Origin of the sequence: Rhodoferax ferrireducens, from assembly GCF_003347515.1 — a bacterium.
GTDB lineage: Bacteria > Pseudomonadota > Gammaproteobacteria > Burkholderiales > Burkholderiaceae_C > Rhodoferax.
In genome coordinates this window covers 67,572-80,184 of record NZ_QEII01000276.1, presented here as the reverse complement: position 1 = coordinate 80,184, position 12,613 = coordinate 67,572, and the positions used below count along the sequence as shown (strand labels likewise).

At 58.6% G+C, this 12,613-nt stretch carries 12 protein-coding genes; 7 read left to right on the top strand and 5 right to left on the bottom strand.

Going from position 1 to position 12,613, the window contains the following annotated elements:
* Positions 1–73: 73 nt before the first annotated feature.
* Together C5P05_RS15640 and C5P05_RS15635 are read right to left on the bottom strand one after the other, a co-directional pair.
* The gene (locus C5P05_RS15640) at positions 74–1,126 is read right to left on the bottom strand and encodes a GlxA family transcriptional regulator (protein WP_114970769.1); all 1,053 of its coding nucleotides are present in this window, start codon (positions 1,124–1,126) and stop codon (positions 74–76) included.
* A 22-nt stretch (positions 1,127–1,148) separates the two neighbouring features.
* Positions 1,149–1,718 carry an isochorismatase family protein gene (locus C5P05_RS15635; RefSeq protein WP_114970768.1) on the bottom strand — a complete coding sequence of 190 codons (570 nt, stop codon included), beginning with the start codon at positions 1,716–1,718 and terminating at the stop codon, positions 1,149–1,151.
* 411 nt (positions 1,719–2,129) lie between these two features.
* On the opposite strand from C5P05_RS15635, the gene C5P05_RS33720 reads away from it, so the two are divergent.
* Both C5P05_RS33720 and C5P05_RS15625 read left to right on the top strand, forming a co-directional pair.
* Complete coding sequence (locus tag C5P05_RS33720) at positions 2,130–2,963, top strand: hypothetical protein (RefSeq protein ID WP_157979350.1); 834 nt, start codon at positions 2,130–2,132, stop codon at positions 2,961–2,963.
* A gap of 56 nt (positions 2,964–3,019) precedes the next feature.
* Positions 3,020–3,472, top strand: a complete 453-nt coding sequence (locus C5P05_RS15625) for a hypothetical protein (RefSeq protein WP_157979349.1) — start codon at positions 3,020–3,022, stop codon at positions 3,470–3,472.
* On the opposite strand, the gene C5P05_RS15620 is transcribed toward C5P05_RS15625, so the two are convergent.
* On the bottom strand, positions 3,469–4,659 hold the full coding sequence (locus C5P05_RS15620; RefSeq protein ID WP_114970765.1) for an MFS transporter: 1,191 nt from the start codon (positions 4,657–4,659) through the stop codon (positions 3,469–3,471). The genes C5P05_RS15625 and C5P05_RS15620 overlap by 4 nt on opposite strands.
* Positions 4,660–4,710: 51 nt before the next feature.
* A complete protein-coding gene (locus C5P05_RS34525) occupies positions 4,711–5,283 on the bottom strand; it encodes a Fic family protein (RefSeq protein ID WP_232834516.1) in 573 nt (190 codons plus the stop codon).
* A gap of 642 nt (positions 5,284–5,925) precedes the next feature.
* On the opposite strand from C5P05_RS34525, the gene C5P05_RS15610 reads away from it, so the two are divergent.
* Positions 5,926–6,594 carry a PEP-CTERM sorting domain-containing protein gene (locus tag C5P05_RS15610; protein WP_114970764.1) on the top strand — a complete coding sequence of 223 codons (669 nt, stop codon included), beginning with the start codon at positions 5,926–5,928 and terminating at the stop codon, positions 6,592–6,594.
* 658 nt (positions 6,595–7,252) lie between these two features.
* Here C5P05_RS15610 and purM read toward each other — a convergent pair.
* A complete protein-coding gene (purM, locus tag C5P05_RS15605) occupies positions 7,253–8,296 on the bottom strand; it encodes a phosphoribosylformylglycinamidine cyclo-ligase (RefSeq protein WP_114970763.1) in 1,044 nt (347 codons plus the stop codon).
* Positions 8,297–8,389: 93 nt separating this feature from the next.
* Here purM and C5P05_RS15600 point away from each other — a divergent pair, with 93 nt between their 5' ends.
* The 4 genes from C5P05_RS15600 to pcnB all read left to right on the top strand — a co-directional run bounded on the left by C5P05_RS15600 (position 8,390) and on the right by pcnB (position 12,609).
* Complete coding sequence (locus C5P05_RS15600; protein ID WP_114970780.1) at positions 8,390–9,472, top strand: AI-2E family transporter; 1,083 nt, start codon at positions 8,390–8,392, stop codon at positions 9,470–9,472.
* A 9-nt stretch (positions 9,473–9,481) separates the two neighbouring features.
* A complete protein-coding gene (gene hda, locus C5P05_RS15595) occupies positions 9,482–10,168 on the top strand; it encodes a DnaA regulatory inactivator Hda (protein ID WP_114970762.1) in 687 nt (228 codons plus the stop codon).
* 4 nt (positions 10,169–10,172) lie between these two features.
* The gene (locus C5P05_RS15590; protein WP_114970761.1) at positions 10,173–10,847 is read left to right on the top strand and encodes an HAD family hydrolase; all 675 of its coding nucleotides are present in this window, start codon (positions 10,173–10,175) and stop codon (positions 10,845–10,847) included.
* Between the two features lie 172 nt (positions 10,848–11,019).
* Entirely contained in the window at positions 11,020–12,609 is a 1,590-nt protein-coding gene (gene pcnB / locus C5P05_RS15585) for a polynucleotide adenylyltransferase PcnB (RefSeq protein WP_114970760.1), read from the top strand.
* Positions 12,610–12,613 lie beyond the last annotated feature (4 nt).

Genomic DNA, 12,613 nt, shown 5'->3' with positions numbered 1-12,613 from the left:
GCCGACCCAACGCGCCAGTCAGGTGGGCGACTTGCTGCCCCATCGCTGGCAACCTCAAACCATTCGTTGACGACTAATGCATTGACGCGCTCATCGCGTCAATGTGTGTTCCCCAGTTGCTTACGGATGGCGTGCCTGCCATATCGAACTGATGCCATGCGCGGCGCAGCTGGGTGTCGGAACTGAAGCCCGCCATCTCAGCTGCCTGGGTCACATTGCGCCCCGATTGCAGCGCCGTTTGTGCCACGGCGAGACGGATGCGTCGCAGGTACTGTAAAGGCGCAATGCCCGCCTGTTCCATGAACAGCCGCGTCAGATGCCGCGGCGAGGTATGGGCGACGTTCGCCATGGCGGGCACGGTCCAACCCTGCGCGGGTTGCTGGCTGACGGCGTCCTGCACCCGGTGCAGGGCAGGGTGCAGGTGGTCGCGGTAGGCCACGAAGGGCGATAACTCCGGGTCCTGCGGGCCCCGGCGCATGGCGACCACCATGGTCTGCGCCACTTGCGCGGCGATGGCTTCACCGCACAGGCCGGCAATGCGGTGCAGGATGAGGTCAACCCCCGTGGTGACGCCGGCGCTGCTGTAGACCGGCGCATCCTCCACAAACACCCGGTTGCTCACCACCTGGCACGCGGGTTCCACGGCCTGAAGTTCGTCCAGATGTTGGTGGTGCGTGGTGACGCGCCGCCCGGCCAGCAGTCCGGCGTGGGCGGCCAACACCGCGCCTGCGCACACGGTCACCAGCTCCAGTGCGTGCGGGGCCAGGCGCAGGCCGCGCAGCCAGTGCAGCAGGGCCCGGCTGGACTCATTGTTCACGTCCATCGTCTGACCGGGCTGGCCGACCAGCACCACCCAGGTCGGCGTGGTCGGGCTGGCGATCAGGGGACTGGGCAGAGGCTGCAGGCCGCTGATCGTGCAGCCCACCGAGGTGGCGGCCTCCAACTGGGTGCCGATGAACTGCAAGGCAAAACGGGCGTCCTGGCCCTGTGCGTTCAGACATTGATTGGCCAGTCGCAGGGCTTCGGCGGGACCGGCCCAGTCCAGCACCAGACTGTCGGGCAGCAGCGCAAACAGGACCTGAATCGGTGCGGGTGACCGGGCTTGCCAAGGTTCAGTCCGGCTCATGGGCGCGGCATCGGCATGCGGCTCATGCTGTTGTTTCTGTCGCGCGCGCCAGCGCCTGCTGCACATTGCAAATGGTGGCGAAGCGGTCCTTGAGTACCGCCGCGGTGCGCGCCTTGATGTCGGCGGCGCTCAATATTGATCCGTCCAGATGCTGCATGTCCCAGGTCAGTGTGGCGTCCAGCACGTAGTCGACGGTCCAGCCCAGATCCGATGCGTGGCGTGTCGTAGTTTCGCAGCATTGTTCGGTGCGGATGCCGCTGATGATCAGCCGTTGAATACCGTTTTGCGTCAGCCACACGTCCAGTCCCGTGCCGACCAGCGCGCTGTGGCGGCTCTTGTAAAAGGTGGTGGCGGCGTCGAACGCGTGCAGTTCTTCCAGCGGTTTGACAAAACCGGACTCGAGCGCAAACGGATTGCTGGCGGTCTTGGAGCCATCGACGTGAAAGACCCGCGCGATCGGCACGCCAAGCGCCACGCAGCCGTCAATCAAGGCGTTTTGCGCGGCGATGTAGACGGGCAGGTCGGTCGTCGTGAAATACGGACGCTGGCGGAACGACTCTTGTGCATCAATCAAAATAAGACATGTTTTCATGAATTTACCAGGGAGTTTAAAACATCTATGTTCGACTTTTTATGAGCATAAAGCCATTTTTAGAAGGACAGGTATCGATCAAATCAGGACATCACGATGGCCCGTGCATCCAGCCGACTGGCCGTGCCACCCGCCGCCACCCATGAGTACATGGGTGTCAATACTGGCGATCAAAATCATGGGTGTTGTGCGTCTGCATGCTGCTGCATCCTCACGAAGTGTTGCAAAGTCACCCATCAGAATGAAGGATTGAGCGCGCAGAATAAGTCGTGTCACGACGGAGAGGGATTACTCCGCGTAGCGGCTTCGTCCAACCCATCATTCCACCGAACCTGCGCGAAAAGTTGCGGGGCGGCGAATTCATTCGCCTATGAAGGCGCTCCCCATTAACCCCGAATGCGCCGAGAAATTATGTTGAAAAAAATACTTGTTACTTCTTTGTCTGCGATGCTGTTGTGTTCGTGTGCCAACTCGTCCGAAAAAAAAGAAACCCCATCAACTACCGAAAACATTAACCCTGTTGTTGGCATTTGGGCAATGATCCCACTTCGTAACGGTATGGCCGACGTTATCGAGTTCACTGAAGAGGGTAAGAGCAAGCTTTACCGATTTAATTGCATCACAGGGTCCTCGGAAGATACTGAGATATCAAATTATGCAATGAAAGATGGCGGTAAGGGAATTCAAATTTCTTCAAACGATAGAAGTAGGTATCTTAACGTGCTATCCGCTAAAACCAACTCCATGATGATTGGCGCCGTGGACTATGCGGGTCGCGAAGTGCAGCATGAATATATCAAAACAGACAAGGCGTCGCCATTATGTAATCTATATAAAAAACAAATAACAACAGGCAAGTCAAAAAATACACCGTTCCAAGCTGCTGATTTTGTTCAAAATCCTTTTTTACCGGATAATGTAAATATAAATCGCTATCTCGGAAAATGGGCGAGCGAACAAGGCGTAGTTCAGATTGAAGTAACAAAAGATGCCAGCGGCAGATTTAAGCTTAACAATGATGGTAGTGGTAATTGGAATTATTTGTTCAATGATGTCTCTTGGCATGGTGCTGAATTGCAATTTCAATCTTTTGCTTATTCGGATAAGCAAGAGTTGTTTACTCATCCGTACCACAAGTCAAACCATAGATCTATTCTCACCCCGGTTGATGATGTTAATAAAATAAGATACTCGTCATTTATTGATGGAAAAAGGTTTGATCATATTTATACCAGAAAGCAATAGAGTATCTGAAGGCTAAAAAATCACTCGAGAGACATTGTCAACACGTTGGGCTCACCATGCGCATAGCACACACACTTTCCGTTTCAATTGCCTTGGCCGCCTATTGCGGGCTGGCCTTGCCACAGACATCTCACTACACGGCGAGTTCAAAAGCCCAAGGTGCGCCGTTTGATCTTGTCGTCACCGAGGTGAAGCGAGAACCGCAGAAGTCGTATCTTCAAGTCCCGGGTTTTCACAACAGAACGGCACCGGGCGCACGCTGGCTCATGTGTGCCTACACCGATCTGGCTGTCAAGCGCGGCTTCACACATTGGAGCGTCATGTCCCCAGAGGACGATAAAGACATCCTGGTCCTTGCTTTCTCCAATTCCGCTTCAACGGCGCCAGAGGTGCTGTTTGGGTCTGACTTTAATAAGGAGCGCGTCGTTGGGCAAGGCATGATGCCTGTCACCAAACTACTTGCCTTCTGCGGCATGAAGCCGCGCGAGGTCCCTGAACTCGAACGTTAACGCGCCAAGCCGCGCGGCTGCAGCACCAGCAGCAACAAGGCCAGCGCCGCAAAGCCGATGCCGGCCATGAAGGTGGTTGATGCGCCCCAGCCCTGCCACAGCCAGCCCGCCAGGCCACTGGCAAGCAGCATTGCCACGCCGCTGAGCAGGTTGAAAAACCCGTAGCCGGTGCCGCGCAAATCCGCGGGTGCCGTGTCGGCCACCATGGCCGCCAGCAGGCCTTGCGTCATGGCCATGTGCAAGCCCCATAGCGCCACGCCCAACCAAAACACCACGCCCTTGTTGCTGTAGGCCAATAGAGCGTCAGCGCCCATCAAAAGCAGCAGCCCCCAGCCCAGCAGCCAGGTGTGGCGCACCTTGTCGGCGAGCTTGCCAAATGGGTAGGCGCAAGACGCGTAGACGATGTTCATGCTGATCAGCACCACGGGTGTCCAGGCCAGCGCCAGCCCCCCTTGGCTAGCCCGCAGCACCAAAAACGCCTCGCTGAAACGCGCCAGGGTGAACACCGCACCCACGCCCACCACCCACCAGTAGGCGGGGCTCAAGCGGGCCAGGTTGGCACGGCTGATGGGGTTCAGGCGCTTAGGCTGCAGTGGTCGATCAGGCTCATGCACACCCCATACCAGTAGCGCCACGCACAGGAAAGCCGGCACCGATGCGATCCAGAACACGGCACGAAAATCGTCTTGCCAGAGCAGCATGAAGCCGACCGCCAACATGGGCCCCAGAAACGCGCCGACGGTGTCAAGCGACTGGCGCAGTCCAAATGCGGCACCGCGCAATTCGGGCGGCGTGATGTCGGCCACCAGTGCGTCACGCGGCGCGCCGCGGATGCCTTTGCCAACCCGGTCCGCCAGACGCGCGGTGACGATCCAGCCGGCCGAGGTGGCCAGTGCAAACAGCGGTTTTGTAAAAGCACCCAAGGCGTAGCCCAACACCGCCAGTGGTTTGCGTTTGCCCCAGTAATCGCTCAAAGCGCCGGAAAATACCTTGACGATTAACGCCGTGGCCTCGGCTGCGCCTTCAATCAGCCCGACCACCAGCACGCTGATGCCCAGCGTGGTAACCATGAAGACCGGCAGCAGGCTGTGAATCAACTCGGACGAGATGTCCATCAACAGGCTGACAAAGCCCAGCGCCCAGATGGCGGCGGGAAGGCGCCGTGGGGTGTTGGCGGGTTGGGACATAGGGAATTAACGAAAGGGCTTGTCAGGCGGCCATGAATACCAGATGGTGGATTATAAATTTTGCATGGCGGGGCTGTACCAAGTACCACGGCCTGCGCCTTGCTGTACAAGTTGCCCGGCAGCGAGGAGTTTTCGAATATGGAGCTTGATCGTGTGGCGGTTTGCCCCGGTTTGTGCTTCGGCACTGGCGACTGTCACACGGCCATGCTCACGGGCAATCGTCAGAAGCTGAATTGAAAGCGCGGGGAGTGTGGCAAGAAGCAGCTGTTCACGCTCAATTTTTACTTCGAGCCGCTTCACTTGAGAACACAGTGAGCTCAAGAAAAATGTAGTCCACGGCTGCCAGTTTGGCGTTTCGGTGCGAATCGTGCCTTGCGTTTGTCTGAGGGCGATGTAGTAGCCCTGTTTGTTTTGCTCATTGACGCTCTCCAGCGAGCTATAGGGGACATACACATAGCCCGCTTGCATGAGTAGAAGTGTCGTCAGGATGCGTGAGAGGCGACCATTGCCATCCTCGAATGGGTGGATTTCCAAAAACACCACCACGAAAACGGCCATGATCAAGAGTGGATGAAGTGACTGGCTTTCCCGGGTGTTTCGTGTCCACTCGACCAGCTCACGCATCAGCCGTGGGGTATCAAAGGGGGATGCGGTCTGGAAGGTCGTTGCAATTTCGTTGCCGTGCTCATCGAATGCTGCGACACGGTTTTGTACTTTCCGCGATGCCGCTCATCTTTGATGCTATGGGCAAGCAAGTCACGGTGGAGCTGGCTAATGTGGTTTTCATTAAAGGGGATATGTTCCCACGCGCTGAAGAGCAACTCCATGACCTCGGCATAGCCCGCCACCTCTTGTTCATCCCGAGAGCAAACGATTTCAGTTCAATTTTTTCAAGCAGGGCTTCAACGGCAGGATTAGAGAGCTGATCCTCGTGCCGTTCCCAGCGGCTAATGTTGCAATGCAAGACCTGACCCTATGAATGGTGACCCTATGAATGGCGCCAGCAGTCTCCGACTCGCTTGGCTCACCAGATGGGCTCGTCACTACTTGACGAGAACAGAGCCTTCAATTTCCTATCCGCGACTGCCCAAGTGTCGGAAAAATTTACATTCAGGCAAGGCTAGGCAAAACAGATAACATCCTAATACGTTGATTCTTATAGGAATTAAAATAAATGTAACTTGTGGCACTGGTTTTGCTTTTCTTGGAATAACGCTACACCGATTGGGGTTTCAGCGTCAATCAAACTGACTCCAGGAGCCTTACATGAAGACAAAACGAATTTCCCAAGCCCTGCTGGCTTCCGCCATCCTTCTGACGTCCCGAATCCTGGCTGGCGCCCTGCTCATGGCTGCCACCAGCGCCGCACAGGCGGCCATCGTGTCATTTGGCTCACGCGCAGCTTTCGATGCGGCCTATCCGGGATCGGTGCTCGAAGACTGGGACGGCTTTTCAGCCGGCACCACGTTCACCAACGGGACCGGAGCCAATGGCATCACGTACAACAGCAGCACGGGTAATGCGCTCGTGACCAGTACTTTCCTCGTATCGAGCAGCCCCAATGGACTCGGCCGTACAGGCGTTGGCTTCTTCCTGGGCACCGACTCGATCACCTTTACCTTTGATTCGGCGACGGCTGCGTTCGGCATCGATATCAATACATTTGCCACCGCGGCAGGTGCCTATTCGGCAACCACCGACCTTGGAGATATTGCACTCAGCGCATTCGACCCATTTCCGGCATCCAGCACCGGCCAGTTCGTCGGATTCACCTCCGACACGCCATTCAGTTCGGTGACCATCGCATCACCCGGCAACGTGGTGTACACGCTCGATACCCTTCGGGCCGTCGAGGTGCCGGAACCGGGATCGCTGGCGCTGCTGGGACTGGGCTTGGCGGTGCTGGGCGCCCGGAGCCGCCGTCGTTCGGTTTGAGCAAGGTGCGACAAGGTCGGCGCAAGTTCCTTCCGCTGCTTCATCATCGGGGTTCACAAGGTGAACCCCGTCGTTCCTTGCGGGGCTGGGCTGCAGCCACCTTGGTCTGTTGTGGCACATGATGCTGCGGTAGCGGTGGTGGTGGGCTCGAATTCGCGATGTAATCCCGGGCGGGCGCACGCCACGCCGCCATGCAAACGTCGAATTTCCAAGGGCTCGCTCACCCTACTGATGAATATCGTCCACGCGTTGGGGCTACCTGTTCCTGCTGGTTGAGGATAGGAAATTCGCTTCGTCAGAAGAATTTGTGGGCCAGTTTTGGCTCTGGTAGCCTGCCGAGCACGTGATACAGAGAGAGCTCGGCGATCCGGAAGGTCCTGTAGCCGTACGCTAAGAGCATAGGGAATTCAAACGCCTTTTTCTTCGCCCATTGGGTCCCCAGGCACGGCCTCGACAGGCTTGATGCGGTCCGTGGAGTCAGCTGGGATCAGCTGACTGTTGAGGGGCCGGGCGAAATGCGTCTGTCATTGGGGTCGGCCACGGGTCTACCCTGACCGTCATGTCCCTTCGTCCATTCCCAGAAAGTCTCGGTCGCAGCCGCGCTTACGTTCTGGCGAATGAATTTGCACTGCCGTCACGAGCGCCAGCCTGGGATTTTTCAGCCCACAGTAACGCTCGCACCCTCACCGCAAGGCGCAATCACCCCAATCTCATACACCGTCTCGCCCGCCTCGCGCAGCATGGCGGCGCAGGCGGCAGCGCTGGCGGCATCAATCACCACCACCATGCCGATGCCGTTGTTAAAGGTGCGGTTCATCTCGATATCGTCAATCGCGGCGGTGGCCTGCAGCCAGGCAAACAGCTCGGTTTGTGGCCAGCTGCCTTTGATCAGCTGCGCGGCCAGGCCCTCGGGCAGCACGCGCGGGATGTTTTCCAGCAGACCGCCGCCGGTGATGTGGGCCAGCGCCTTGATCGGGTGGGCCGCCAGCGCCGCCAGCACGTTTTTCACATACAGGCGGGTCGGCTCCATGATGGCTTGCTTGAAGGGTTTTCCGTCCAACGTGGCGGGCAGCTTGTCGCCGGCACGCTCAATGCATTTGCGCACCAGGCTGAAACCATTGGAGTGCACGCCGCTGGACGCCAGGCCCAGCACCACATCGCCGGGTTTCACGTCGGCGCCGGTCAGGATTTTCGATTTTTCGACGGCGCCGACGGCAAATCCCGCCAGGTCGTATTCACCAGCCGGGTACATGCCGGGCATCTCGGCCGTTTCGCCACCAATCAGCGCGCAGCCGGACAGCTCACAGCCGCGGGCAATACCACCCACCACGGCGGCGGCGGTGTCCACATCGAGCTTGCCGCAGGCAAAGTAATCCAGGAAAAACAGCGGTTCGGCCCCTTGCACCAGCACGTCGTTCACGCTCATGGCCACCAGATCGATGCCCACGGTGTCATGCATCTGCCATTCAAAAGCCAATTTCAGTTTGGTGCCGACGCCATCGGTGCCGCTCACCAGCACCGGCTCCTTGTAGCGCTTGGGCACTTCAAACAGGGCACCAAAGCCACCGATCCCCGCCAGCACGCCTTCGCGCATCGTCTTCTTGGCCAGGGGTTTGATCCGTTCGATCAGCGCGTCACCCGCGTCTATGTCGACACCGGCGTCTTTGTAGGAAAGGGGGGAGGATGCGTTAGGTGTTGTCATGTAAAGTGCGTGGATAAAGGCGTCGGAGTGGGCGGTTCAATAGCGCCCTATAGAATTTGCCCAGATTTTAAGGGTTTGTCCTCAGCCATCTACATGCAATTTACTTCAACTCAAAAAAGAGCCAGCGCTTGGGGCCTGATTGCCGCGATCAGCGCATTGGCCCTGTGGCAGCTCGCGCCGGTCGTCACCCCCTTTGTCGTGGCCGCGATTCTGGCGTATGCACTGACGCCGCTGGTGGACTGGCTCGACACGCTCGGTCGTGGCCGCCTGCCACGGGTGGTGGCGGTAGTCCTGGTCGAGGTTCTGTTTATCATCGCCCTGCTCAGTGTCCTGTTGCTGATGGTTCCAATTCTGGTCAAGGAGTTGCCCCTCCTGCGTGAGCAGGTGCCGGTGCTGCTGGAAAGTGTGAGTACCTCGCTGCAACCCTTCCTGGCCCAGTTTGGTATTCATTTTTCGCTGGATGTGGCCAGCATCAAGGCGTTTGTCTTGAAATACCTCAGTGCCAATTTCGAAGACGCTTTTGGTTCGGTCATGTCCTCAGTCAAATTGGGCGGCAGCGTGGCATTTGCCATCATTGGCAATGCCGTGCTGATTCCGGTCGCCCTGTTCTATTTGCTGATGGACTGGCACGGGTTTGTGGCCCGGGTGCTGGTCCTTGTGCCTCCGCATTTGCGCGCGTCCTACGACAGTTTTTCCGCAGAGGCGGACGGCGTATTGGGCCAGTACTTGCGCGGCCAGCTGCTGGTGATGCTGGTTTTGTCGGTTTTCTACAGTGTCGGCCTGGCCCTGTTTGGGCTTGATCTTGCCTTGCCCATTGGCATTTTTACCGGACTGGCTATTTTTGTGCCTTACCTGGGCTTCGGCTTGGGCCTGATTCTGGCCACACTGGCGGGGTTGCTGGAGTTTGCGGCCACCGTGGGTCCGGCCAAAGCGCTGATCATGGTGACGGTGGTGTACGGCTTGGGTCAGTTCATTGAAAGTCTGTTCCTGACACCGCGCTTGGTGGGGGAACGCATCGGCCTGCATCCGCTGGCCGTTATTTTTGCGCTGCTGGCATTTGGGCAGCTGTTCGGGTTTGTGGGCGTGTTGATTGCCTTGCCGGCCAGCGCCGTGTTGCTGGTGGCCATGCGACGCACGCAGACGCATTACCTTGCCAGCAAACTATATAAGGGCTGAAGATTGACCATGAAGCAGATTGCCCTTGACATCGGCCTGGCCACCGGGCCCACATTGGCCAGTTTTTTTGCCGGACCCAACGAGGCGGCCTTGAGGCACCTTGAACTCTGGGTCGGCGATAAATCAAGTTCTCTCACCCGCTCACCCGTGCCCATTTACCTGTGGGGCAGCGAGGGCAGCGGCAAGACGCATTTGCTCAAGGCAGTTCAAACGGCCTTGGGCGAGCAGGGCGCGTCGGTCGGCTGGCTGGATGCCTCCGTGCTGGAGCCGCCAGAATTCGATGAGCGCTGGTCGGCCGTACTGATGGACGAAGTGCACTTGTACACCGCCGTGCAGCAGCACGCGGCGTTCAACTGGTTTGTGAACGCGCAAACCCAGCAAATCGGCGTGCTGGGCGCGGGCGTGTTGCCCCCGGCCGACCTGAAGTTGCGTGATGACCTGCGAACCCGTCTGGGATGGGGGCATATTTTTCAGCTGCATGTGCTCAGCGAGCCCGAGCGGCGCGCGGTGTTACGCCAGGCGGCGGATGCGCGTGGGGTTTTCCTGGGCGACGAGGTGATGGACTATATGTTGACCCGGTTCAGCCGCGACCTGGGTAGCCTGATGGAGTTGCTCGACCTGATTGACGGCTACGCCCTGCAGACCAAACGGGGCATCACCATTCCCCTGATCAAATCCATGATGGAAAATTCCTGAACCCATGAAACTGGCCCTTTTCGATCTCGACCATACCCTGTTGCCTCTCGATTCCGACTACGCCTGGGGCGTTTTCACGTCGTCCATTGGCTGGACGGATCCGGTAGATTTCAGTCTCCGCAACGACGAGTTTTATGCCCATTACAAAGCTGGGACACTTGATATCCACGACTATGTGCGCTTTGCCACGGACGCGGTTCGGCGCCAAGGCGCTATCAGTTCGGAAGCGGCACACGCCCATTTCATGAGCGCTGTGATCCAACCAGCCATCAAACCCCAGGCGGTGGCGCTGGTGCGAGAGCACCAGCAGCGCGGCGATGAGGTGCTCATCGTCACCGCCACCAACGAATTCGTGACCCGCCCGATTGCCCAGGCCTTTGGCGTGCGGGAATTGATTGCGGTCGAACTGGAGCGCGAGCCAGCACCCGATGGCACGGGCTGGATCACCGGCGAAATCAAAGGTGTGCCTTCGTTTCGCGAGGGCAAGATAACCCGGGTGGCGCAGTGGTTGGCCAGTCGCGACCTGGGCTGGGCCGATGTCGAAACCACTTTTTACAGCGACTCCATGAATGATTTGAGCCTGCTGGAGAAAGTGAACCACCCGGTGGCGACCAACCCGGATGAGGGGCTGCGCGCGATCGCCACCCAGCGCGGATGGCGCATACTTGATCTGTTTTAATGGGCTCTTTACACATTCGTCATGACGACTGCCAATCTGGCGTTGTTGCAAACGTTGCTTTGCCGTCGTTGCGAGCGTAACGACAAGTTTATGGAAATAGGTCTTAAAGTGTTGAGGACAGAGCCTGCTCACTCAGTGCAACTGCGGTCTGTCCCGCAAAGATTCAGAAATAATGATTAAAAAATTTATCGACAAGCTGCTGGGCAAGTCCCCTTCATCAGCCAAAGGAAAAAAGCTTCAATTTGGCAAGCGCGAGGAAGTCGGCGTTGCCGCCCACGGCATCGATCCGGCCTTGGTGGATGACCGGGCGCTCAACGTCGTGCATACCCTCAAAGCGGCGGGGTTTGAAGCCTACATCGTCGGGGGTGCCGTGCGCGACCTGATGGTCGGTCTGCGCCCTAAAGACTTTGATGTGGCCACCGACGCCACGCCGGAGCAGGTCAAGGGTCTGTTTCGGCGAGCCTTCATCATCGGGCGGCGTTTTCGCATCGTGCATGTGGTGTACGGGCGCGGTCGTGAAAATGATGTGATCGAAGTCTCCACCTTCCGTGCCTACATGGACAATGCAGCCGCTGAAGCGGTGGCTGGCAATGAGCGCACCAGCAAGAACGAGCTGGCAGGCATGAAGCATGCCGTGGATGCGTCCGGCCGCGTCTTGCGCGACAACGTGTGGGGACCGCAGGAGGAAGACGCGGTGCGCCGTGATTTCACCATCAACGCCATGTACTACGATCCGGAAACCCAGATCGTGGTGGACTATCACAACGGCATCAAGGACGCCAAACAGCGCGTCATCCGCATGATTGGCGACCCCGCCACCCGTTACCGTGAAGACCCGGTGCGCATCATTCGCGCGGTACGCTTTGCGGCCAAACTCAATGGCCTGGGTTTTAAACTTGAAGCCAAGACAGCGGCGCCGCTGATCAAGTCGCAGGAACTGCTGGCGGATGTGCCGCAAAGCCGCCTGTTCGACGAAATGCTCAAACTGCTGCAGACCGGCCATGCGCTGGCGTCCATCGAGCAGCTCAAGACGCTGGGTATGGCGCGCGGCATCTATCCTTTGCTGGACGTGGTGGTGGAGCGCGCCGATCAAGTCTTCGTCAAGGCAGCCCTGCTGGATACCGATCGCCGTGTCGGAGAGGGGAAGCCCGTGGCCCCCAGTTTCCTGCTGGCCTGCGCCTTGTGGGCCGATGTGCGTGACGGTTGGGCGCAGCGCGTCAATCAACGTCAGCACGCGCATCCGGCACTGCAGGATGCCATTGACGATGTGTTCAATGCCCGCATCGGTGACGTCTCAGGCCGCGGCAAACTCGCCGGCGACATGCGTGAAATCTGGATGATGCAGCCTCGGTTTGAGAAGCGTGTGGGCAGTGCTCCCTTTGGATTGGCGGAGCAGCCACGTTTTCGCGCGGCATTTGACTTCATGCGCTTGCGCGCCGATGCCGGTGAGATCGATGTCGTGCTGGCCGACTGGTGGCAGGAGTTCAGCATGGCGGGCGACGAGCTGCGCCAGGACATGGTGGATCAGGTGCGTGAAGAGCAGCAGCAGCGCCAACGCGCGCCCCGTGTGCACAAGGCGCCGGCTGTCCGTGATGCCAGCCCCCTGGCGGATGGCGACCAAGGGAGTCTGGACTCAGCGACTTCTCCAGTGCCCGGCGGCCCGGCCGATTCCGCAGATGCCCCGAAAAAACGGCGCCGCCGCAGGCGCAGCAGCGGCCCCAAGGAAGGTGGCGGCGAACAGACCTCCGACGCGGGCGTTTGACCGG